The 23,277-nt window shown below is 42.2% G+C and carries 17 protein-coding genes and 2 tRNA genes; 10 read left to right on the forward strand and 9 right to left on the reverse strand.

The genetic code is table 11. The features are described 5' to 3' along the window. Positions 1 to 139 precede the first annotated feature (139 nt). The gene (locus KF820_04440; GenBank protein ID MBX3457590.1) at positions 140 to 607 is read left to right on the forward strand and encodes a DUF2948 family protein; all 468 of its coding nucleotides are present in this window, start codon (positions 140 to 142) and stop codon (positions 605 to 607) included. On the opposite strand, the gene KF820_04445 is transcribed toward KF820_04440, so the two are convergent. After that, positions 587 to 1,501, reverse strand: a complete 915-nt coding sequence (locus tag KF820_04445; GenBank protein ID MBX3457591.1) for a hypothetical protein — start codon at positions 1,499 to 1,501, stop codon at positions 587 to 589. The two genes, KF820_04440 and KF820_04445, sit on opposite strands and share 21 nt — an antisense overlap. 173 nt (positions 1,502 to 1,674) lie before the next feature. Between KF820_04445 and KF820_04450 the strand changes: the two genes are divergently transcribed. From KF820_04450 to KF820_04470, 5 genes are all read left to right on the forward strand, one after another. Then, on the forward strand, positions 1,675 to 2,514 hold the full coding sequence (locus KF820_04450; GenBank protein ID MBX3457592.1) for an outer membrane protein assembly factor BamD: 840 nt from the start codon (positions 1,675 to 1,677) through the stop codon (positions 2,512 to 2,514). A 20-nt stretch (positions 2,515 to 2,534) separates the two neighbouring features. Continuing rightward, complete coding sequence (gene recN, locus KF820_04455) at positions 2,535 to 4,193, forward strand: DNA repair protein RecN (GenBank protein ID MBX3457593.1); 1,659 nt, start codon at positions 2,535 to 2,537, stop codon at positions 4,191 to 4,193. Further along, on the forward strand, positions 4,147 to 6,288 hold the full coding sequence (gene ligA, locus KF820_04460) for an NAD-dependent DNA ligase LigA (protein ID MBX3457594.1): 2,142 nt from the start codon (positions 4,147 to 4,149) through the stop codon (positions 6,286 to 6,288). Before recN ends, ligA begins: the two co-directional genes overlap by 47 nt. Before the next feature lie 138 nt (positions 6,289 to 6,426). Continuing rightward, entirely contained in the window at positions 6,427 to 7,725 is a 1,299-nt protein-coding gene (locus KF820_04465) for an MFS transporter (protein MBX3457595.1), read from the forward strand. 4 nt (positions 7,726 to 7,729) lie between these two features. Next, positions 7,730 to 8,965 (forward strand): MFS transporter, encoded by a 1,236-nt coding sequence (locus KF820_04470; protein ID MBX3457596.1) that lies wholly within the window; start codon positions 7,730 to 7,732, stop codon positions 8,963 to 8,965. Here the strand turns inward: KF820_04470 and KF820_04475 are convergent. Further along, complete coding sequence (locus KF820_04475; GenBank protein MBX3457597.1) at positions 8,962 to 9,990, reverse strand: hypothetical protein; 1,029 nt, start codon at positions 9,988 to 9,990, stop codon at positions 8,962 to 8,964. The genes KF820_04470 and KF820_04475 overlap by 4 nt on opposite strands. 48 nt (positions 9,991 to 10,038) lie before the next feature. On the opposite strand from KF820_04475, the gene KF820_04480 reads away from it, so the two are divergent. Both KF820_04480 and atpC read left to right on the forward strand, forming a co-directional pair. Further along, positions 10,039 to 10,989 carry a hypothetical protein gene (locus KF820_04480; protein ID MBX3457598.1) on the forward strand — a complete coding sequence of 317 codons (951 nt, stop codon included), beginning with the start codon at positions 10,039 to 10,041 and terminating at the stop codon, positions 10,987 to 10,989. A 118-nt stretch (positions 10,990 to 11,107) separates the two neighbouring features. Further along, a complete protein-coding gene (gene atpC / locus KF820_04485; GenBank protein ID MBX3457599.1) occupies positions 11,108 to 11,386 on the forward strand; it encodes an ATP synthase F1 subunit epsilon in 279 nt (92 codons plus the stop codon). On the opposite strand, the gene KF820_04490 is transcribed toward atpC, so the two are convergent. The 4 genes from KF820_04490 to KF820_04505 all read right to left on the reverse strand — a co-directional run bounded on the left by KF820_04490 (position 11,358) and on the right by KF820_04505 (position 14,859). After that, complete coding sequence (locus KF820_04490) at positions 11,358 to 11,663, reverse strand: hypothetical protein (protein ID MBX3457600.1); 306 nt, start codon at positions 11,661 to 11,663, stop codon at positions 11,358 to 11,360. The two genes, atpC and KF820_04490, sit on opposite strands and share 29 nt — an antisense overlap. Before the next feature lie 116 nt (positions 11,664 to 11,779). After that, positions 11,780 to 13,114: an Nramp family divalent metal transporter gene (locus tag KF820_04495; GenBank protein MBX3457601.1), complete on the reverse strand. Its 1,335-nt coding sequence runs from the start codon at positions 13,112 to 13,114 to the stop codon at positions 11,780 to 11,782. 63 nt (positions 13,115 to 13,177) lie between these two features. Further along, positions 13,178 to 13,253, reverse strand: a tRNA-Lys gene (locus KF820_04500). Positions 13,254 to 13,317: 64 nt separating this feature from the next. Next, on the reverse strand, positions 13,318 to 14,859 hold the full coding sequence (locus KF820_04505; GenBank protein MBX3457602.1) for a YifB family Mg chelatase-like AAA ATPase: 1,542 nt from the start codon (positions 14,857 to 14,859) through the stop codon (positions 13,318 to 13,320). A gap of 252 nt (positions 14,860 to 15,111) precedes the next feature. Between KF820_04505 and KF820_04510 the strand changes: the two genes are divergently transcribed. After that, positions 15,112 to 15,186: transfer RNA gene (locus KF820_04510), tRNA-Gly, on the forward strand. A gap of 106 nt (positions 15,187 to 15,292) precedes the next feature. Next, positions 15,293 to 20,068: an NAD-glutamate dehydrogenase gene (locus KF820_04515; protein ID MBX3457603.1), complete on the forward strand. Its 4,776-nt coding sequence runs from the start codon at positions 15,293 to 15,295 to the stop codon at positions 20,066 to 20,068. Between the two features lie 24 nt (positions 20,069 to 20,092). On the opposite strand, the gene prfA is transcribed toward KF820_04515, so the two are convergent. From prfA to KF820_04530, 3 genes are all read right to left on the reverse strand, one after another. Continuing rightward, complete coding sequence (prfA, locus tag KF820_04520; GenBank protein MBX3457604.1) at positions 20,093 to 21,175, reverse strand: peptide chain release factor 1; 1,083 nt, start codon at positions 21,173 to 21,175, stop codon at positions 20,093 to 20,095. 19 nt (positions 21,176 to 21,194) lie between these two features. Then, positions 21,195 to 22,436, reverse strand: coding sequence for a histidine--tRNA ligase (hisS, locus tag KF820_04525; GenBank protein MBX3457605.1), 1,242 nt, complete (start codon positions 22,434 to 22,436; stop codon positions 21,195 to 21,197). 75 nt (positions 22,437 to 22,511) lie between these two features. Beyond that, positions 22,512 to 23,276 (reverse strand): sulfite exporter TauE/SafE family protein, encoded by a 765-nt coding sequence (locus KF820_04530; protein MBX3457606.1) that lies wholly within the window; start codon positions 23,274 to 23,276, stop codon positions 22,512 to 22,514. Position 23,277 lies beyond the last annotated feature (1 nt).

Genomic DNA, 23,277 nt, shown 5'->3' on the forward strand with positions numbered 1-23,277 from the left:
GAAATATCCCGGGTTTTTTTATATCCATAAAAATAGAACATCTTATCAACTGATCAAATCATAAAAATTAACGTATAGCCTATTATTTCTATTGATGATAATCTAAATAAGACTAGTATTATAAAGGTGGAGTACGGCCATGGACACCCATACAATGAAACCATTGAAATTAATCGCAAAAGACCTTGAAGATCTTCAAGTTTTGGCAAGTCACCTTCAGGATGCTCTCATCCCGTTCATGTCTATGGAATATGATCCCGAAACAAAAATATTTCGTGCTCTTGCCAATCGATTTTGCTGGGAACACGAAGCCCAAGATCAAGATGGTACCCCTCTTTATCATCGTGTCCATTCAGGCCTTGAAATTCATAATATTGATAAAGTTCTCCACAAAGGATTTGATCCTAATAGTCCCCACGAAGATCATAACCTGCTCACAATCCATGGTGAAAATGAAGGGGCTCTCCATTTAGTTTTTTCAGGTGGCCCTGAAGTTCGATTAGAGACTCAAGACGTTCATCTCCACTTGGGCGACGTATCGCATCCTTGGCCAACCCACAAAAAACCAAAGCATATTCATGAACACTTAGATGACTTGGCGTCTTAAATGCTTCCTTGCCTCATATTTATCAACAAAATCAGAACAGCTCATCAAAGCCACAGATCCATATAATGTATGATACGAGGAGTACGGTATTTTTCTTTGCTCCTCATTAAGTCGCAAATGCGTCACAACCATAGCCATAGGCGTTATTTTTTCAATTTCTTTTGCAAAAAAATCATTGGGATGCACTATTGATAGAAAGTCACTCTTAACCATAAATGGATCATATCTAAAATGACTAACCACATAAACATCGCCTGTTGACGTAATTGCCAACTGGGCGCCAACCCCAATATACTGGCCATAGGATTGAATTTTTTTAAATGGATTAAACTTTCGCGCTCTTACTTTTGTCCGCTTAAGCTTAAAATGATTACACAAACCATCTTTTAGAAATTTCAGATGCTCTAGTTGAGATCGCTCGCCATGCAAAGTTTTCCAAGTGTGGCATTCGTAATCAGGTATCTTTGTTTCATAGCTTTCACACGTTGTCGTCAATAAATCAATTGTTAAAGCTGACGCCTCAAAGTCTACCCCTCCAGCCAACTGACGGATAGGATCGTACAAGGAGCTAAGATCAGCCAAGAAATCTAAATGGGCTACAAGAGCCTTAACCTCTTGATCTACAGCCTGATATTTAGCAATAAGAGCCACACATGGTGATAATGTTCCTGTCAAAATAACCTTATCTGGCCTCGTATAAGACCATAACCCCTGACTCAAAAATAATTTAGATGACTGAAGTTTCTGCTCGTATTCAAGTGGTAAATAGGGATAGGGCAAAGTAACTCTTGTTAATTGCCCTGTCCCGTACAAATCCAGATCCTCGCTTACTATTAGTTCTTGTGAAATCGCATTAACAATTAAACAAATACAAATAATTAAAATCTTGTTCATGTTACATTAACCAAGGTTGTTGGCTCTCATTTATTAGGTTATGATAGGTTATAGTTTTCAAAAAATTAACAAAATTCGTCATTTTATTCTAGAAAAACATCAACCTTGCGAATAATCAAGTGATTCGGTTAAACTTGGGTTAATTAATGACTTCTGTTTAAGGACAAATAAAAATGACTATTATCCAACGCAAACTTACATGTTTGGCCCTCCTTTCCAGCTTTTTGGTCTCATGTTCAGATAATGATGAAATACTCTTGGCACAAATGCCTGTTGAAAAACTTTATAACAACGCCAAAGACCAAATGGATAACGGTAGTTACGGCCAAGCTGCAAAAACCTTTGCCGAAGTTGAACGCCAACATCCTTATTCAGAATGGTCCCTCAAAGCTCAACTCATGTCAGCTTATTGCTATTATGAAGCTAAAAAATATACCGAAGCCATTGAGAATTTCAACGTTTTCATTCAACTCCATCCGGGACATGACAGCGTTCCGTATGCTTATTATATGGTTGGTTTGTGCAACTATGAACAAATTCCAACCGTCCATCGGGATCAAACCGTCACTCAAAAAGCAGAAGACGCCTTCCGTGAAGTCCTAAACCGATTTCCGGATAGCCCTTATGCTCGTGATGCTAAATTTAAACTCGATTTACTCCGTGATCACTTGGCAGGTAAAGAAATGGATGTTGGCCGTTATTATTTGCGCCAACGATCCTATTTAGCAGCCGTTAATCGTTTTAAAGTTGTGGTGGATCAATTCCAAACTACCTCTCATGTCCCTGAAGCGCTCCATCGCATGGTTGAATGTTACCTTGCCTTGGGTCTGCCCGATCAAGCCCAGCAAACAGCCGCTGTCCTTGGCCATAACTTCCCCGGTAGCCCTTGGTACGCAGACACTTATGCCTTAATAACAGACAAGAACCCCAAAATTGTTCTCCCGAGAAAACAAGCTCAAAAAGTACAAACGGTTACAGCAGAACCGGCCACACCCATCAAACCAAAAATATAAACAAAGAGGTATGTATTGCCATGCTAACAACTCTTAAGATTCAAAATTTTGTGATCATTGACTCGCTAGAGTTGTCTTTTAAGTCTGGTATGGCAGCCCTCACGGGTGAAACGGGGGCGGGTAAATCCATTTTGTTAGATGCCTTAGGCATTATTATGGGACACCGAAGCGATATATCATTGATTCGCAAAGGATTTGATCAAGCCTTATTATCCGCTGAGTTTTCAGTCCCTCATGATCATCCGGCACAAACCTTGTTAATAGATCAAGGTATCCCTAGCCAAGACACCATTCTGGTGCGGCGAACGCTCACAACATCAGGCAAAGGAAAGTGTCTGGTTAATGATCAACCCGTAACTGTTACATTTTTGAAAACACTTGGGGAGAATCTCGTTGAAATCCATGGTCAATTCGATCGCTTGATGGATGTCTCGTCTCATCGCCGTATTTTGGATAATTATGTCGATCGACCTGAAGTCAAAGACCAAGTAAAACAAAATTATCGCCACTGGCAAGTAGCACTTACACACCAAGTTCAAGCCGAAGAACGCCTCGATCATTTGCGTCGGCATGAGGATTTTCTGCGCTATCAATTGAAAGAAATCGAAGCTTTATCCCCAGAAGAGGGAGAAGAAGAAACCTTAATTACTCAACGCCAAGATCTTGTCGGGATTGCCAAGGTATTTGAATCTGTTGGCATTGCCCATGGCGCCTTGAGTCAAGCAGACGCCCTATCAGCTTTGCAGACAGCACACAGGACTTTACAACGCTTTACGGCGGGTGAAAATGATCACATCGATCAGGCCGTTCAAGCCTTAGAAAAAGCTGTTAGCGAGACCACTGAAGCTCTGGCTCAATTGGATGAAATCATTGATCAGATTGATGATCAACCACAACAATTACAACGCATTGATGACCGTCTTCATGCCTTGCGAGCCATCGCCAAAAAACACAATGTGACGACCACAGATCTCCCTCAGTTTTATCAGCAACTCAAACAAGATTTAGATGATCTCGATCAAGCAGAAGCTCGCGCTGTTGAACTGGCTCGCGCAACGGATGCGGCTAAAAAATCATTTACGACAGCGTCAGCAGAGTTAACCCATCTCAGAGCCCAAAAAGCCAATGACCTAACCCAAGCTGTCATGGCTGAACTGCCAGACCTCAAACTGCCGAATGCTCGCTTTATGATTGAGGTATCGCCTTTAGATGAATCTAATTGGTCAGACCAAGGTGTTGACAAAATTTCATTCTTAGTCGCTATGAATAAAGGGCAAGACTGGCAAGCGCTCGAAAAAGCAGCCTCAGGCGGTGAACTTGCCCGTCTTATGCTTGCACTGAAAGCTATTTTAGCAACAGGTTCCACCATTCAAACAATCATCTTTGATGAAATTGATATTGGTGTTGGTGGTGCGGTTGCGGCTGCCATTGGTCAACGTTTAGCAAAACTTGCAGAACATATTCAAGTTTTGACTATTACTCACTCCCCTCAGGTAGCAGCCACAGCCGATGAGCATTTTCAAGTCAGCAAAGAAGATCAAGGTAGCCAAGTTTTGACAAATGTGGTTCAATTACCCTTGACACGTCGTCACGAAGAAATAGCCCGTATGTTATCAGGAGAGGTCATCACCGATGAAGCCAGAGCAGCAGCCCGAAGCCTTCTTGCCCGGTTTGGGTAATTCCCCTTCCTTTGAATCTGTTCCCCTTGATCAGCTAACGCGGGACCAAGCAACCCATGAATTAGCGCGCCTTGCCAAAGCAATTGCTTATCATGACCAACGCTATTTCCAAGATGACAACCCTGAAATCAGTGATGCTGACTACGATGCGCTCGTTATTCGAAACCGCCAAATCGAAGCACTTTTCCCTGATTTACGACGTGAAGACAGTCCCTCTAAACGTGTCGGAGCACCGGTTGCAAAAGGATTTAAAAAGGTCAAGCATCGTGTTCCCATGTTATCCTTAGAGAACGCTTTTACATCTGTGGATGTAATCAACTTCTTTGATCGTGTTCGTCGTTTTCTTTCCCTTGATAACAAAGAACCTATTGATTGCATTGCAGAACCAAAGATTGACGGTCTCTCAGCTGCCCTTCATTATCAAAATGGACGCCTAAAGTTAGCTGCAACCCGCGGAGATGGCAGCGAAGGCGAAGACATTACTGAAAATGTCAAAACTATAAGCGATGTTCCTATAATGTTATCAGGGAATAATATTCCTGAAAGCATTGAAATTCGTGGTGAAATATATATGTCGCGCACAGATTTCTTTGAACTCAACCAGCAGCGGCGAAAAGAGGGCGAGCCAGAATTTGCCAATCCTCGGAATGCAGCAGCAGGCTCTGTCCGTCAACTCGACCCTTCCGTTACAGCTGCACGCCCTCTTAGTTTTTTTGCTTATTACTATGATACCTTATCGGGCGATCAAGTGGCTACCCATTCAGATAGCCTTGAAAAGCTAAAACAATGGGGGTTTTCAGTTGCTCCCGAAATCAAACATTGCCAGTCAGCAACCGATCTCCTTGATTTTTATACCGACATCAATGCCAGACGTGCGGAATTACCTTATGACATTGACGGGGTTGTTTATAAAATTAATAATCTTGCTTGGCAAAAACGACTAGGCAGTGTCGGCAGAACCCCTCGTTATGCCCTTGCTCATAAATTTGAAGCTGAAAAAGCAGAAACCATCTTGGAAGACATCGGCATACAAGTCGGTCGTACAGGGGTTCTAACCCCAGTTGCTCATTTAAAACCCGTCACCGTGGGTGGCGTTGTTGTGTCACGCGCAACGCTTCATAATGCTGATGAGATTGCTCGTAAAGATGCCCGAATTGGCGACCATGTCATCATTCAAAGAGCCGGTGATGTGATCCCGCAAGTCGTCCGTGTCATTACCGACAAACGACAAACTACATCACAGCCCTTTATCTTCCCAACAACCTGTCCGGCTTGTGGCGGTGATGTTGCACAAATTCCGGGCGAAGTTGCCAGACGTTGCGTCAATGGTCTGCAATGCCCAGCCCAAGCCGTTGAACGTCTCAAACATTTTGTATCCCGCGATGCCTTTGATATCGAAGGTTTGGGGGCGCGAAATATTGAATCTTTCCACGATGACGGCCTTATCTGCACACCTGTCGATATCTTTACATTAGAAAAACGGGACCAGCAAAACTTAATCCCCCTTCGTCGCAAAGAAGGTTGGGGCGTTCAATCGGCTGTGAACTTGTTTGATGCCATTGACAAACGTCGGACGATCTCCTTAGATCGCTTTATATATGCCCTTGGCATTCCCCAAATTGGTAGCGTCAGTGCAAAGCTTTTGGCAAAACACTATGGCACCTTTGACCGCTTAATACAGGCGATGCAAGAGGCGCAAGTGATTGGTAGCGAGGCCTTACAAGACCTATTAAGCCTTGATGGTATCGGCCAAAGTATGGCACAAGATTTACTCGCCTTTTTCCATGATCCTCATAATATTCAATTGCTCAATGACTTAAAGTCCTATCTAACAATTCCTGAATTCACCTTAGAATCCCGTCAGGATACAGCTTTATCTGGTAAAACCATTGTCTTTACAGGTACCCTTGAGAAAATGAGTCGAGCCGAGGCTAAAGCAACAGCAGAACGCTTAGGTGCAAAAGTCGCAGGATCCGTCTCTAAAAAGACAGACTTTGTCATTGTCGGCGCAGACGCGGGTAGTAAAGCAAAATCAGCCCAAGAGCTAGGGGTCACTATCCTAAGTGAAGATGATTGGATTGAGATGGTAAAGTAATATTATTACGAAAATCAATATTTATTGTAATAATATTACAACATCACCTGAATTAATTAGTTTATTCTTGCATAACACCTATATTTTGCGTCATAAATCAAGAATAATTAACTTAATATGTAGAGATAGAGAACGATCATGTCTAAAACTACCCTCTTTTCCCCTGTGACCTCAAGCGTAAAGCCTGTCGTCGGGGCGGGCTATGGCTGGGTTGTTTGGGGCTGTGCTGCGCTGTTCTATTTATACGAATATGTTCTTCGCGTTTCTCCTAGCGTGATGACCCAAGAAATGGCTCTTGATTTTGGAGCGACCTCAACCATGATTGGGGTGATTGCCTCTTATTATTACTATGCTTATGTACCGTTACAAATTCCGTGTGGAGTGATTGTTGACTGGCTAGGACCACGTCGCGTTATTACATTTTCTGCCATCCTGTGTACCATTGGCAGTTTTATGTTTTCGTATGCGACCTCTGTTGAAGCGGCCAAAACTGCTCGTTTTTTAATGGGGGCAGGTTCTGCCTGTGCCTATTTGAGCACAATGAAAGTTGCCTCGGTCTGGCTACGTCCTGAACGATTTGCCATGATTGCCGGTGTCACCATGATGATGGGAACCTTAGGCGGGTTATTTGGTGGAGCCCCGTTTGCCTATTTGATTGAGCTTTATGGATGGCGCGAAGCCATGTTTATTTTAGCATCTGGCGGGATTGCCGTTATTGCAACCTGTTGGTTCCTTATAAAGGATTCAGCCTCAGGCGAGCCACAAAATACAGGATCCCACGGACTTTTGGTAGGACTTAAATCCGTGGTCCGTAATCCACAAAGCTGGTTAATCGGTATTTATGGCGGCCTGATGTACGTTCCAATTTCAGCTTTTGCTGAATTATGGGGAACCCCTTATTTGATGAACCTTTATAATATTTCTAGTGAAAAAGCATCCTTTTCCAGTGCCATGGTTTTTGTGGGAATGGCTTTAGGATGTCCTCTGTTCGCAGCAATATCTGATAAGCTAAAAAGTCGCGTTAAAGTTATGTCTTGGGCATCCCTCTTAACGATTCCACCGTTCATGGCAGTTATTTATATCCCAAACATTCCCCTCGAGGTGACATTTTCCTTGTTATTTGTTGCAGGTCTTGTTTGTGGGGGACAAATTCTTTATTTTGCTGCAGCTAAGGAAATAAACGATCCTAATTACAGTGGAACAACCATTGGTTTTACCAATGCATTCGTCATGGTCAGTGGTGTCATCTTTCAGCCCCTGCTTGGGTTAATTATTGATTTAGCTTGGGATGGTCTTGTAAATGCCGATGGAACACCTATGTATAGTATAGGCGACTATCAACAAGCCATGGCGACAATCCCGATTTGTATGGTAGCAGCCTGGATCGTTATGTTATTTGTAAAAGAAACATTTCCAGCTACCAAAACGGAGCAATAACTAAATGAATTATAAAGCCTGGTTAATTTGGGCCTGCGCCGGATTATTTTATCTCTATGAAATGGTGTTAAGAGCATCCCCCAGTGTTATCGCCAAAGATCTAATGCTCGATTTCGGCGTCGCATCAACATCCTTGGGCGTCTTAGCATCCTTTTATTACTATTCCTATGTCATTTTGCAAATTCCGTGTGGCGTCATCGTTGATAAACTAGGTCCCCGTCGCGTCGTTACCTATTCAACATTACTATGCGTCCTTGGTAGCATTCTTTTTGCCAAAAGTGATTCTTTATTCATTGCTCAGATCGGTCGGTTTTTAATTGGCGCAGGCTCTGCCTGTGCTTTCATCAGCTGCTTAAAAGTTGGGTCAGAATGGTTTTTACCGGCTCAATTTGCGATGATTGCCGGGCTCAGCAATATGATGGGCACGCTAGGGGGCATGGTTAGCGGTCCGCCTTTTGCTGTCCTCAGCAATACCTTTGGTTGGCGTCAAGCTACACTCATTGCAGCCACGATTGGTGTGTTCTTAGCCTTTATTTTTTGGTTCGTTATGAAAGATAGACAACAAGAAGAAAGAACACCCGCTCCTCTGTTGACAGGACTTAAGAAAATAGCCCAAGATCCTTATAACTGGATCATTGCTGGTGTTGGCGGCTTAATGTATGTGCCTGTATCGGCATTCTGTGAACTGTGGGCTGTTCCGTATTTGATGGAAAAATATCAGGTCACCAATGAAATTGCCTCACGAGCCAGCATCATGATTTACTTAGGAATTGCTTTTGGTAGTCCTCTTGCTGCTCGGCTAGCAGATAGATTTAAAAGTCCTGTTCGCGTAATGATGGGGGCCTCTCTATTGACCGCTGCCCTATTCATGGCAGCTGTTCGCTTTGACAACATGACTTATCAAGCGATGTTGATGATTTTATTTTTTGCAGGCATGGCCAACGCCGGTCAGGTTATGTGCTTTGCAGCCGTCAAAGAAAATGTCGACAATCATCTAAGTGGGACTGCAGCCGGTTTTACCAATGCCCTTGTTATGCTCAGTGGCATCATCTTTCAACCTTTGCTGGGGATTATTCTTGATCTTTCTTGGCAAGGACAACTTAATGTTGATGGAACACGATTCTATGGTGAAGAAGCCTATCAAACAGCCATGATGACAATCCCCCTCTGTTTTATTGCCGGTTGGATTTTGTTACATATGGCAGAGCGGTTCTTTAAGCCGCAGGGGCAAGTAGCTTAACGATACTCATCCTTAGGGACAGAAAAATCCGGATCATCCCAACGGAGGCTGAAATTCCCTCGATAATCCCAAATGGTATAGGGAACTTTGTTTTGATCTAATAAATTGGTGACATCGGTAACCCATCGTCCCACAGAATCTTTTGGAGCATACGGACGGTGAATGCCAATCTCCGAGACCATCACTGGACGCTGATAACGATCTCGCCACGCTATGACCACTTGAAGACGATCACCCAACACGGATTTATTCCAAGCCTCTTTCAAGGTGTCCGGCAACCATTCTGGTACCCCAGACGGTAAATTGCGAATAACCTCGTCGGCATTTTCTGACTCAACCGGATAAGCGTACCCTTTAACTTGTTTTGCTTCATTGCCTGCCCAAGTTGCCCCTTGATGCGTAAAGAAAAATGGCTCATAGAAATAAAGCGTATAAATCACTTTTTGATCATTAGAGGGTATCATGCGGCTAAAGGCTTTGAGTTGGTCCCATCCATCCTCTTCACGCCATCTCAACGGTGTCGATGTTAAGAGCCATCGATCAGGCAGAACATCGCGAGCCGTGCGAATCATATCAGTTTGAATACGACTCCATTGTTTAGGACTTGGCACATCTGGTTCATTGGCGATTTGAAAAAACACCTGATCCACAGGAAATTCAGCAACAATGGACGCTAGCTGTTTCAGTTTACCTTGATAATTTTCTTGCGGTACCAGTTGATTGTTATACATATCACCAAAACAGCTAATAATTACCATTAACTGATTATCTATGCCCCATTGAATAGCCTGGCGAAGTTTAGGCAAAATCCAAGATTCGTCTAAATCAGCCATATCAACAGGGATACGAACGTGATCATAGCCTTGACGTTTTAGCCAAACATAATCTTGTTCTGTAATCCACGTATCCGCATCAAACTGGTCATTTTGATTCCAAAACCAATTGGACAGACTCACCCCTTTGTGGAGAGGGGGCATACTCATAGCCAGTGTCATCGTCATTAACAGGGTGACAAGATAGTTCATTCAAGGCATACTCATAAGCAAGGGTTACTCTACTAGTCTAGGTCTATAATGCGTTTTGTCAAATTCCTTAGTACATCTCTTCTTCTTATTTTATGTGGATGCTCATCCGAACAGACAACACGCTCAACATCCGGAACCGTCCAAGAAATATTTAAAACCGTAAAACCTGAACTTGAGAAATCCGGTTTTCAGTACCACGATCAGCTAAATCCAGACGAACGAAATAAGGTTGCCCAAGCCGTTTTCTTGCGCCCAGCCGGACAAGAACGACAAAATCTGTCGGGACAGCAAAAATTTGCCCCCTATAGTGACCAACTCTATCCCTTATTTAAACAACTTGGGGATATTGATTCTATTTCTCCCGTAAAGACTGACTATGATTATATTTTGATCAATGGATCGACGGTCAAAAATATGAGAGAGCGTATCCAAACGCTTGTGAATTTAATAACATCTAAAAAAATTAGACTGACCTCTAAGACAACAATTGTTTTTCTGGCAGGGGAACGTGATTTATTCGCGCCAGATAAAGAAGGTGATTTAACTGATACGTCTGTATTAGGTTTAAACCCTAAGTTTAAAGCACCAAAAATACCCAGAACTGAATATGAAGCAGCCCGATGGATTTGGCAGCAGGCAGATTTTCCCGCCCCCTTAAGAACAGCCTCGATAGAGTTTATTAATGCACCTAAAATCCAGACCACGGACAAATCCGGACAGATCGTATGGAGCCGTCCCAATACAGCCTCAACCATAAAAACGTGGTTAGAGTCCAAACCAAAACCAGGAACATGCTTGTGCATATCGTCTCAGCCGTTTGTTTATTATCAAACATTAACGACAGATAGTTTACTCAATGCAGATCACCATAAATTCCAAGTTGAAGGAACCGGCGAGTCCTCTTGCAAAAATCTAGTGGATTTTTCAAATCATGTTGATGTCTTTATGGATAACTTGGCCCGCATAATTTATACGGAAACCAAACAAACATGTCGATAGCATAGTCAACCAAAATGAAATCGCGGTATTCTAACTGCTCATATTCAATTCGATTGACTATAGAAAGGAAAAATTTTAGGATAATAGCCATGGAATACCTATTTTCACGAGAAACGCCATGACAAAACCCCTTATGAATGAACAAATCCACGTCCGTTTGATCACCCCTGATCTGGTCGCGTTTGATGATAAAGTAACCATGGTTGTTATTCCGGGTGAGGAAGGCGATTTTTCTTTTTTGCCCAAGCACGCCCCTTTTTCATCGAGTCTACGAGCAGGAACAGTTCGAATTTATAAAAATGATAAAGTTAGTGACGTTTTCGAAATTACCGGTGGTTTTGCCGAAATCGTTAATGATAACTGCCACATTATTGCAGATGGGCTAGCAGCTCATTAAATTCATCCTCACCTTGATCGTCTTCAACCGGCGTTCTCTTTGGAAGAGGGTCATACGCCTCCTCAGGGTATAAGACTGCTGCTTCTTCGGAATCTTGCTCAACTTCTTCAAGAGGATACATTTCCTCTGTTGCAGAATGATGAAGGTGCTCTCTAAGACTGGAACTTGCTTGACGACTACAAGGGGTTCTTGACGTCAAATCAACGGGGCAGCCATCTTCTCCGGCTATACTCAACGTTGACAAAACCAATCCAACACTAAAAAAACGGCTTATCATCACATTCATCCTGAATATCATTATTAAATTTAGGTTATTTTATAAATATTTTTTAAAGCTTAGATATGAATAGTATACCATAATTGTTAATATTTTATTAAGGTACAGCGATACTTTTACAAATTAAAAGTTGTATCAACTAGTAATTTTAAATTAAGAGCAATAATCACCAATGTGACTAACCATCCAATCCATCGAATCCAACTTGGATTGACAAAATCCCCCATTTTCTGACGATCACACGTAAAACGCATGAGCGGCCAAATCGCAAACCCGAGTTGCAGACTTAAAACTACTTGGCTTGCAATTAATAAATCAGTGACTTTACTCTCACCATAAAGGGCTATAACCACAAGAGCAGGAATAATAGCTAAACCGCGCGTTATTACGCGACGCAACCACGGTGCTAGCCGAAAATTTAAGAACCCCTCCATAACAATTTGCCCGGCCAGAGTCCCTGTTAGCGTTGAATTTTGTCCCGATGCCAACAAAGCAACCGCAAATAATGTACTCGCAATTGATACACCCAAAACAGGACTCAATAACCTGTAGGCATCTTGGATTTCTGCGACATTCTGATAACCACTCCAATGAAATGTTGCCGCCGATAATATCAGAATACTTGCATTAATAAAAAGTGCAATCGTCAGAGCAAAACTCGAGTCAAAAGTAGCATACTTGATCGCTTCTTGCTTCTCTTCGAATTTGGATCCAAAATTTCGAGTTTGAACAATGGATGAATGCAAATATAAATTATGAGGCATAACAGTTGCCCCCAATATGCCAATGCTGATATAAAGCATTTCATGGTTTCTGACAATATCAATCGTCGGGATGAATCCTGAAAAAACAGCACCGAACTGGGGTTTTGCAAAAAACAATTCCGCCACGAAACAGCATCCAATAGTGACAATAAGTGTAATAACAATCGCCTCTATCCAGCGAAACCCTTTGTTTTGAAGATAAAGAATGGTCAGAACATCCACACACGTTATAACACAGCCCCAAACAAGTGGAATACCGAACAATAACTGCAAACCAATAGCTGATCCAATCACCTCAGCCATATCACAAGCTGCAATAGCAAGTTCGCAAATAATCCATAAAAACCAAACTGTTGGTTTGGAATAATGATCGCGGCAAGCCTGAGCCAGATCACGTCCCGTCACGATTCCTAATTTCACGCACAAATGCTGTAAAAGCATAGCAATAAAGTTAGACAGCAAAATAACAGATAGTAACGTATAGCCAAACTTAGCCCCCCCAGCCATATCTGTTGCCCAGTTACCAGGATCCATATAACCCACAGCAACTAAGAACCCTGGGCCCATAAAAGCCATCATTTTCCGCCAAACAGACGCACTGCTAGGAATAGATATGCTTCGGTAAACCTCGGGGAGGCTAACCTCTGAGATTTCTTTTTTCCACACCAAACCGGATGATTTAGACATAATAGTTCTCCCCAGAACTATGGTACTTTTCTTAAGGGAGATCGTCAATTGAGATATTTGAAGTGGTGGGTCCAGAAGGATTCGAACCTTCGACACCCTGATTAAAAGTCAGGTGCTCTACCAACTGAGCTATAGACCCACAAAGGATATCTCTATTTATTACAGAAAATTCACAGCCATTGCAACACTTTTCTTGTATTTTTTTATGCAACTTTAGTTGCCCCCTCACCAAACACTGAAATTTTGCGGTATCCAACGGCTTCGGATAGATGTTGAACCTCTATTGTTTGGGCTTGATCTAAATCAGCAATTGTTCGTGCAACGCGTAAAATTCGATGATACCCACGCCCACTGAGCTTAAATTTTTCCATCACTTTGGCCAACAAATTAACAGAGGCTTGGCTAAGATCAATAATTTTCTCAAGCGTCTCACTGTCCACATGCGCATTCGCACGGTTTTCAGCACCACCAATAGATCGAATCCGGGCATATTGAAAGTCACGAGCCAATTCAACACGTCTTGCAATGATCGCTGAATCCTCACCATCTGGATCTTTCATCAGATCTACCGCCTTTACTTCGGGAACATCCATAATAATATCAAAACGATCCATAAGGGGGCCTGAGATTTTAGCTTGATAATCAGCAGCACATCGCGGTGCACGCGTACATTCTCGTTCTTTGTCACCAAAATAGCCACAGCGACAGGGATTCATAGCAGCCACCAACTGTACTTGTGACGGATAAGTTACATGCGAATTAGCCCGTGCCACAACCACTTTACCCGTTTCTAACGGTTGGCGTAAGGACTCTAGAGCACTCTGATTAAATTCTGGTAACTCATCCAGAAATAAAACCCCTTTATGGGCAAGGGAAATTTCACCGGGCTTACACCGAATACCCCCGCCAACTAAGGCTGCTAATGAGGCTGAATGATGAGGATCACGGTACGGACGTTCACGAATAAGGCCTTCTTCAGGCATGTTTCCGCTAATACTGTGAATCATCGTGACCTCTAGGGCCTCAAGTGGGGTCAGCGGTGGCAGAATTCCGGACAATCGGCTTGCCAACATTGATTTTCCTGATCCGGGAGGCCCCAACATTAATAGGTTATGTCCGCCAGCAGCAGCAATCTCAAGCGCACGCTTAGCTAATTGCTGCCCCTTGACATCCCTTAGGTTTAAATGGGGTACAGGAACTGTCGACAAATCAGCAACTTGAGGTTGCGAGATAACCTGGGTCCCCTTAAAATGGTTAACCAAAGATAAAACAGTAGATGCAGCGATAATCTTTACATCACCAGCCCAAGCAGCTTCGGCACCACAGGCCTCAGGGCAAATTACCCCCATATGTTCGCCAGCAGCATAAATCGCTGTTGGTAAAGCGCCCGCGACTCGAGCAATCGAACCATCCAAACCTAATTCCCCTAAAATGGTATACTCTTCCATTTCGACACCATCAAGAATACCCATTTGCACCATAATGCCTAAGGCAATTGGCAAATCATAATGCGACCCTTCTTTTTGGATATCGGCAGGAGCAAGGTTTACAACAACTCGCTTAGCAGGAAGATCTAACCCCATAGACTGGAAACTTGAGCGGATTCTTTCTTTTGATTCGGCAACAGTTTTATCTGGCAAACCAACGATTGTAATACCGGGAAGACCATGGGTAAATTGGACTTGTACGTCAACGGGAAGAACTTGAATTCCTTCAAATGAAACTGTTTTGATCTTTGCAACCATAATGCCCCCTTGTGCGTGAGTATAGTCGTTCCAATTAAGTTTCCGACAAGGAAAAAGAGCAAAGCGTATATATGAGCGACGAGGTGGCACAGTCGGAACGTCAAATGGGATGACTACATACTTTTTTGCAAGATTTTTACTAAACTTACAAGTATTTTATATTTTTCGCTTTCTCTGCAAAAAATATGTTGCAAATATCGCAAAAATAAGCAATAAAGGTATCACATTGTTCATAAGAACTCTCCCATATAAGCGGGCGTAGCTCAGGGGTAGAGTACAACCTTGCCAAGGTTGGTGTCGAGGGTTCGAATCCCTTCGCCCGCTCCATCTAAAAAACATATTTCCTTATTCATTTGTTAAATTTTTCCTGCTAGACTGTTGGTAAATTAGTCAGGGAAAAAAATCCATGCTTGCAACCTTAAGGACCAATACAATGTTTAACGAATTCCGCCTTGAGAAAACCCAACTATTAGTCCAACACTTTAATCAATCTAAAAACCCAGTCCCGGCTTTGTTTATTGAAAAATTCATGGAACGTTTTCCCTCATCCTATTTGGAAAAGCTTTCTCAACAGGATCTAGAACGATATATTGAACTTGCCTGGAAAACAAGTGCGCAGTTTGATAGAAAAGCACCTAAAATCAATATCCATATCGAGAAAATATCACTCCATCGCACAGACCGTATTTTTATCACCCTCCTGAATATAGATCGTCCCTATTTGATCGAAAGTTTGCTCGCTTTTTTCCGTACATGGAATCTTAAGCCTCAACTTCTTGTTCACCCTGTTATAAAGGTAAACCGAGACAACAAGGGAACATTACAGAATATTATCGACCCGCAGAAAACTCCAGACGATTCGGGTGTGTTTGAATCTCTTATCTTTGTTCAAGCTCGAAATCGCTATTCAAAGGATCAGATCACACAGTTGAAAAATGGCCTTAATGACCTTTTGGCTATCATCTGCCAAACAGTCGACGATATCAATCCAATACTTGACTGTCTCAATCTTATCCGAGACCGATTGCCCTATGCTGCAATATCTCACTCAACTGTCGAAGAAGCAATTGAAGCCAAAGAATTTCTGTCATGGTTATCTGAACGTTATTTTATCCCCCTTGGCAGCCGATATTTTCGCCTCAAAGAGGACCAGTCAACAAAGATGTTCTGTTTGGATGAAGATGAATTCGAACGCCTAGGATTATTTAAAATAGATAATTATGCTGAATCCGATGATATGACCCCATCGTTAAGTCGTGCCATTAATCACAAAGAATTAATTAAGCAAAAAAATGACACCGGATTAATTACGGTCACAAAGTCAAATAAACGCTCACCAATTCACCGTCCATCACGCATGGACACAATGGAAATTCTTGATTGTGATGAAACAGGAAAAGTCTGTGGGATGTATCAGATCATCGGCGTCTTTACGAAAGAAATTTTTTCTGTTCATGCTTTTGAAATTCCATACCTTCGAAAAAAAGTTCAAACAGTTTTCGATCTCTTTAAACTAAATCCCAAGTGGTATGATGGAAAATCACTCTTATCCATTATTGACAGCATTCCCCGTGACGAAATGTTTTATCATACAGCAGAACAACTGTTTCAGATCTGTGATAATGTTATGGAACTTCGCGATCATGCTGGTTTGTCCGTCTTTACCCGTCCCGATATTTACGGGCGATATATGACAGTTATGGTTTTCATGACCAGAGAACGCTATAGTTACACTCTCAAAGAAAAACTGGGGACCCTTATTGCCTCATATTTTAATGGTAAAGTCGGATCAAGTGTTGCTCAGATTGGTGACTTACCATTTGCACGCGTCATTTATGTTGTTGAATTTGACAAGATCGTCTCAAAATTTCCATCAGCCAAAAAATTACAACAAATACTTGCTGACGAATCTTTAGGATGGTTTGAACAACTTGAGCGGTACCTCGACACCCACACAACAATTGAAAATACGTCTGAGTTCCTTGCTCTCTATCGCCATAGTTTTCCGCTCAGCTATCAACAAAATTTTATTGCCCGTGAAACCTTTGAGGATATTAATTACCTCAATGCACTCAACGCCGATAATGCGATTGATATTAACATCTACACAAATCGTGAAAACAAACTAAGGCTTAAAATATACCATAACGGGGAGGCTCTCTCTTTATCAACGCTACTGCCACTCTTGAATAATTTTGGCCTTCGTGTTCAATCTGAAACAACATATACCATCCATAAAAATGATCAACTGTACCATATCCATGATTTTGCCGTCGACATTGATGAGGAAACGGATTGGCACACGAATGAAGTCTATTTACGAACAGCCTTTCAGACGGTGTGGGCTGGGCTTATTGATAATGATGGATTTAACCAACTTATTCTAAAAGCCGGGTTAACTATCCGACAAATCAATATGATTCGAGCCTACACAAAATATCTACTCCAAGCGCGACTCCCCTATTCTCAAAATTATATTGAACAAACTTTATCAGCCTACCCGTCATTTTGCCGCGATCTTGTTGAAATTTTTGAAAAGAAATTTAATCCTGACAGTGATTCAAAAGTTGCACTCCATGATTTGGAAACAAGATTTTTGGACAACTTACAAAATATATCCCGACTTGACCATGATAAAATCCTGAGACGGATTCTGAATACAATTCAATCTACCGTCAGAACAAACTATTATCAACTAACCCCTGATCAACAAAACAAAGATTATATTTCTTTTAAATTTGATTCAAGCCAACTCATGGATTTGCCCCAACCCCGTCCCATGTTTGAAATATTCGTTTATTCATCAACCATGGAAGCGATTCATCTCCGGGGTGGTAAAGTTGCCCGGGGTGGGTTGCGATGGTCTGATCGTTTTGAAGACTATCGGACCGAAGTTTTAGGTCTAATGAAAGCACAGATGGTTAAGAACTCTGTCATTGTTCCCTTAGGATCAAAAGGCGGATTTATTGTGAAACGGCAAAATGAGTTCACCGATCGGAGTGAATTAATGAACGAGGTCATCCGCTGTTACCAAACAATGATTCGCGGCATGCTCGATATAACAGATAATCTAGTCCAAGGGCAGATTATTCCCCCGAAACAAGTTGTACGATATGATGAGAATGATCCCTATCTTGTTGTTGCAGCTGATAAAGGGACGGCCTCATTCTCAGATATTGCGAATGCCATTTCATTAGAATATGGTTTTTGGTTGGATGATGCTTTTGCCTCAGGTGGATCAGCAGGCTATGACCATAAAAAAATGGCGATAACGTCTCGTGGAGCTTGGGAATCCGTTAAGCGTCACTTCCGCGAAATGGGCATCAATGTTCAAACGCAACCGTTCACCGTCGCTGGTGTTGGCGATATGTCCGGTGATGTTTTCGGGAATGGAATGCTTCGCTCTCAACAAATCAGGTTGATTGCGGCATTTGATCACCGACATATATTTTTAGACCCAAATCCTGATCCGGCGATCGCGTATGCTGAACGCAAACGGCTTTTTGATTTACCTCGCTCATCTTGGGATGATTATAATAAAAATTTGATTTCTGCCGGAGGCGGTGTTTTTTCTCGCTCGGAAAAAAGCATTAAACTTTCTGATGAAATTCAAAAATCATTAGGATTAAACCAAAAAACAATTACACCTGATGATTTGATGCGTGCAATCTTACAAGCCGAGGTTGATCTTTTATGGTTTGGCGGGATTGGAACTTATGTCAAAAGCAAGTATGAATCAAACTCAGATGTTGGGGATATAACGAATGTAAACATCCGAATTGACGGCGGTCAAATCAAAGCCAAAGTTGTCGGAGAAGGGGCGAACCTTGGCATGACGCAACTTGGGCGTGTTGATTATGCCATTAAAGGTGGGCGAATCAATACGGATGCTATTGATAATTCAGCTGGGGTTGATTGTTCTGACCACGAAGTTAACATCAAAATCTTGTTTTCTTCTATGAAAAAACCACTAACACGCGAATCCCGCAATAAGATTCTTGTGGAAATGACAGATACGGTCGCCGATCTTGTGTTACAAGATAACTATCAGCAAACACAAATTTTATCTGTCATGTATGCGAGTGGAAAAGACGGACTAAACCAATATCAAAATTTGATCAAAACCCTTGAAAATGAAATTCATCTTAATCGAGCTCTTGAATATTTACCTGACGATGAAATTTTCGATCGACGTCGCAGCAAAGGTCAGGGAATGACACGACCAGAACTCGCTGTTCTCTTAGCCTATTCCAAGATTTCATTGTACAATAAAATTATAGAATCAAATTTATCCGATCAAGATTTTTATTTAAGTAATTTGATTGGGTATTTTCCTGAATTAATGCAAAAAAAATTCAAGGATGATATTTTAACCCACCCCCTTCGTCGTGAAATTATTGCAACAGTGCTTGCTAATACACTCATTAATCGAGTCGGCCCTAATTTTGTGTATGAAATGATTCAGGCAACGAATTCATCTGCATCGGAAGTTGTCCACGCCTTCTTCTTAGCGGTTCGATCCTTAGGACTGGAACATTGGTGGCGTGAGATTGATTCTTTAGATGATGCACTACTTCCGAATCTTCAAATCAAAGCCTATGCAGATATTGCCTTTACCCTTAAGATTGCAGTTATGCGCATTCTAAGTTCAGAATTTGATAACACTGCATGCGTTAATGGTTTAATTGGAAAATTACCAACATTGATCGCCGGTGAAGATCAGCAAAATCTCGCTCAAGATATCATTCAGCTTTTGGACAAAAATATACCTGCACCTGTTGCCGAGAAAATAAGTCTCATCAAATTCCTCAGCTCGATTCTCGATGTTGTTAGCCTCTATCCACAACAATATAGTCTCGATGATGTTGCAAAAGTTTATTTCGAAGCGCGATCATTATTTGGTTTAGACTGGCTTCAAGATACAGCGATGGCTTTTGATGCTGAATCCGACTGGCAAGAAAGTGCACAGCTCGGTCTTTTAGATGACATTGGACAAACCATCATGGCGATCACCCAGCAAATCATTAATGCCGGATATATCGACAACTATGATGAATGGGCTCAAAACCAAGGATCTCAAGTTCGACTCAGCAAACAAGCCCTAACACAAGTACGATCTGCAAGTCGTCCGGATCTAGCGATGATGGGATTTGCTGTACGGCAAATTCAGCGCATGCCGAATCTTAAATCAGTTTTATGTCGCCTTTAAAATATGGCCTAATAGGCCATATTTTTATTCTTCTGCTGCCTCAGCAAGCTTACTTGCTTGGTCTTCCGCGGTTAAGACATCGATGATTTCATCCAAGCATTCACCTTCCATGATTAAGTCAATCTTGTATAAGGTCAAATTAACTCGATGATCTGTCACACGGCCTTGTGGGAAATTATAGGTTCGAATCCGTTCAGATCGATCACCTGAACCAACTTGACTGCGCCGATGAGCTGAACGCTCCATTTCCTTACGACGACGCTCTTCTTCATATAGACGTGAACGCAAAACTTTCATAGCCTTAGCACGGTTCTTATGTTGGGATCGTTCATCCTGCTGCGTAACAACGATTCCTGATGGGACGTGGGTGATACGAACCGCACTGTCTGTTGTGTTAACGTGCTGACCACCAGCACCTGACGCGCGATAAACATCAATCTGAAGGTCTTTTTCATCAATCTGAATGTCCACATCTTCTGCTTCGGGTAAGACAGCCACTGTTGCAGCAGATGTATGGATTCGCCCACTGGCTTCTGTTTCAGGGACACGCTGAACACGGTGAACACCTGATTCAAACTTAAGACGCGAGAACACTCCCTTGCCTGCAATCGACGCACTGGCTTCTTTAATAGCCCCGAGACCAGTTTCACTTAAACTTAAAACTTCAAATTTCCAGCCTTGATTAGCAGCAAAACGTTGGTACATCCGGAATAAATTAGCCGCAAACAAGCCAGCTTCTTCACCCCCTGTACCCGCACGGACTTCAAGAATTGCGTTTCTTTCGTCATCTTCATCTTTAGGAAGTAACAACACTTTGATTTGATGTTCCATATCTGGAAGTTTGGACTTTAAGTCGTCCAGTTCCATTTTTGCCATCTCACGCATTTCAGCGTCCATGTCTTTATCCGCCACCATAATCTCAAGGTCTTTGAGTTCTGTTTCGACACGTTTCACGGCTTCGATCGCTTCGACAACAGGGGTCATATCCGAGAATTCTTTGGACAAACGACCAAATTCTTTAGCATCAGAAACATCAGATGAAGCAAGAGTATCCCTAAGTTCATGATAGCGTATTAATACTTTATCTAATTTAGCAGCAAGAGACATTTATAATATTCCTTTGAAATTAGCTTTTAAAGTAACTGATTAGTTCCGATATTGCGACATTTTTTTGCTCACCAGAATCGAGAGTCTTAATGACTGCTGTTTGTTGGCTAAGCTCATCCTCACCAATCATAACCGCAAATTCAGCGTTAATTTTATTGGCACGTTTCATCCGTTTCCCCACATTACCACTATAAGCAATATCAGAAGGTATGCCCTGTTGACGCAACGCCATCGTTACATCAAAGCAGGTTGCAAAAGCATTATCACCCACAGGAATAACAGCAACAGGCCGGCTTGTTTGTTCAGGCATCGCAATCATCAAAGCAAGACGTTCAATCCCTAAAGCCCAGCCAACACCGGCGGTCTCCGGTCCACCCATTTGACTCATGAGACCATCATATCGACCACCAGCGAGAACAGTTCCTTGAGCACCCAAATCTGTGGTGACAAACTCAAAAGCTGTGTGGTTATAGTAATCTAATCCACGAACCAAACGACGATTAATGCTGTAAGGGATGTTAAGGGAATCAAGACCTGCGCATACGGATGCAAAAAATGTCTTTGATTCTTCATTCAAATAATCCTCAAACTGCGGTGCCTCTTGTATAAGATCACGATCCCCTTCATCTTTAGAATCGAGTATTCTAAGAGGATTTCGAAATAGACGATCTTGGCTATCTTGTGAAAGTTGGTCTTTCAGTGGTGAGAAATAATCAATCAACGCTTGGCGGTAAGCCTGACGCGACTGCGTATCACCAATAGTATTAATTTCCAAGGTAACGCGATCACCAAGCCCTAAGGCATTTAAAATTTGATGCCCCATGGCGATCGTTTCCACATCCACATACGGATGAGATACTCCAAGACATTCAACACCAATTTGGTGAAATTGACGACGACGTCCTAATTGCGGACGTTCATAGCGAAACATCGGGCCAGCATAGATCAATTTCAAAGGCATATTCTGCGTTAAACCATTTGAAATGACAGCCCGAATGGTACCCGCTGTTCCTTCTGGACGCAACGTGAACTCATCACCGCCGCGGTCTTGGAAAGTATACATTTCCTTACCAACAATGTCGGAAGTTTCCCCAATTGTTCGCTTAAAAACAGCTGTTGATTCAAAAATCGGTGTGGCAATCGGCTCATAACCATAAGTTTCTGCTATTTGATTCACCACTGCTGTGATATAGGCATGCGCTCGATATTCATCCCCAATTAAATCCTGAGTCCCCCGCGGAGCCTGTAATTTTTCTGACATGGTTGTTGACCCTATGTTGTGTATACTTAACACCTAATATACTAATTGAAATTAAATAAGTCGAGATTTTGGAATTTAAAAAAATTCACGCCACGTCATAAATGACGCAAGAATTAGAACGAGCCACGCAAAAGCCTTCCTTAAGTAATCCGGATGGAATTTGCGATTGAGTTCAATGCCAATAGTCATCCCAATAAGCGCAGAAACTACAAATTTTGCTGCCGAGGCCCAATGATCTTGGGTAAAATCCTGATGGTCTATAAGGAATCCGGTCGTCGAATTTAAAGCGGTGATAAACAAAGACGTCGGTACCGCTTCTTTCATGGGAAATCCAAGAAGGACAACAAGAACAGGAATAATCAAAAAACCGCCACCTGCACCCAAAATCCCAAGAAAAACGCCCAAAATAAAAGCAAGAACAGCAACTTTCAGGTGAAGTTTATCATCTTCAGAATCTGGGATATATTTAACTTCCGAAAGCATGATAATGCTGGCTGTAAACATCAAAGCAACTAATAACAAAATGATAGCATGCTCTAAAGTCATACCACCAATCGTCGATGGGAGATTGGGTAAAATTATACCTCGAGATAAGGAAACACCAACCAACGAGGGAATAATAAAAGCAAGAGCCCTTTTAAAGTCAATACGATGTCGTTGACGAAAAGCAGCCGTTGCAGCTGTTGTGCTGACAACAACCAAGGAATAGCTGGTTGACAAAACGACAGGAACTTTAAACAAATACATCATGATGGGGATGACAAGAATAGCACCGCCCACCCCTAATAATCCAAGGCTTACCCCAACACCAACAAGGGATAAATAACCGATGATTTCCATA

Source organism: Candidatus Paracaedibacteraceae bacterium, assembly GCA_019636055.1.
Classification (GTDB): Bacteria; Pseudomonadota; Alphaproteobacteria; order Paracaedibacterales; family Paracaedibacteraceae; genus Paracaedibacter.

What these genes read in the sequence shown, in the direction of transcription:
- recN (MBX3457593.1), top strand. Translation starts at nt 2,535, where the DNA reads ATGCTAACAACTCTTAAGATTCAAAATTTTGTGATCATTGACTCGCTA.
- KF820_04445 (MBX3457591.1), bottom strand. Translation starts at nt 1,501, where the DNA reads ATGAACAAGATTTTAATTATTTGTATTTGTTTAATTGTTAATGCGATT.
- KF820_04450 (MBX3457592.1), top strand. Translation starts at nt 1,675, where the DNA reads ATGACTATTATCCAACGCAAACTTACATGTTTGGCCCTCCTTTCCAGC.
- KF820_04530 (MBX3457606.1), bottom strand. Translation starts at nt 23,276, where the DNA reads ATGGAAATCATCGGTTATTTATCCCTTGTTGGTGTTGGGGTAAGCCTT.
- KF820_04470 (MBX3457596.1), top strand. Translation starts at nt 7,730, where the DNA reads ATGAATTATAAAGCCTGGTTAATTTGGGCCTGCGCCGGATTATTTTAT.
- atpC (MBX3457599.1), top strand. Translation starts at nt 11,108, where the DNA reads ATGACAAAACCCCTTATGAATGAACAAATCCACGTCCGTTTGATCACC.
- KF820_04475 (MBX3457597.1), bottom strand. Translation starts at nt 9,990, where the DNA reads ATGAACTATCTTGTCACCCTGTTAATGACGATGACACTGGCTATGAGT.
- KF820_04440 (MBX3457590.1), top strand. Translation starts at nt 140, where the DNA reads ATGGACACCCATACAATGAAACCATTGAAATTAATCGCAAAAGACCTT.
- KF820_04515 (MBX3457603.1), top strand. Translation starts at nt 15,293, where the DNA reads ATGTTTAACGAATTCCGCCTTGAGAAAACCCAACTATTAGTCCAACAC.
- KF820_04495 (MBX3457601.1), bottom strand. Translation starts at nt 13,114, where the DNA reads ATGTCTAAATCATCCGGTTTGGTGTGGAAAAAAGAAATCTCAGAGGTT.
- KF820_04490 (MBX3457600.1), bottom strand. Translation starts at nt 11,663, where the DNA reads ATGATAAGCCGTTTTTTTAGTGTTGGATTGGTTTTGTCAACGTTGAGT.
- ligA (MBX3457594.1), top strand. Translation starts at nt 4,147, where the DNA reads ATGAAGCCAGAGCAGCAGCCCGAAGCCTTCTTGCCCGGTTTGGGTAAT.
- KF820_04465 (MBX3457595.1), top strand. Translation starts at nt 6,427, where the DNA reads ATGTCTAAAACTACCCTCTTTTCCCCTGTGACCTCAAGCGTAAAGCCT.
- hisS (MBX3457605.1), bottom strand. Translation starts at nt 22,436, where the DNA reads ATGTCAGAAAAATTACAGGCTCCGCGGGGGACTCAGGATTTAATTGGG.
- prfA (MBX3457604.1), bottom strand. Translation starts at nt 21,175, where the DNA reads ATGTCTCTTGCTGCTAAATTAGATAAAGTATTAATACGCTATCATGAA.
- KF820_04480 (MBX3457598.1), top strand. Translation starts at nt 10,039, where the DNA reads ATGCGTTTTGTCAAATTCCTTAGTACATCTCTTCTTCTTATTTTATGT.
- KF820_04505 (MBX3457602.1), bottom strand. Translation starts at nt 14,859, where the DNA reads ATGGTTGCAAAGATCAAAACAGTTTCATTTGAAGGAATTCAAGTTCTT.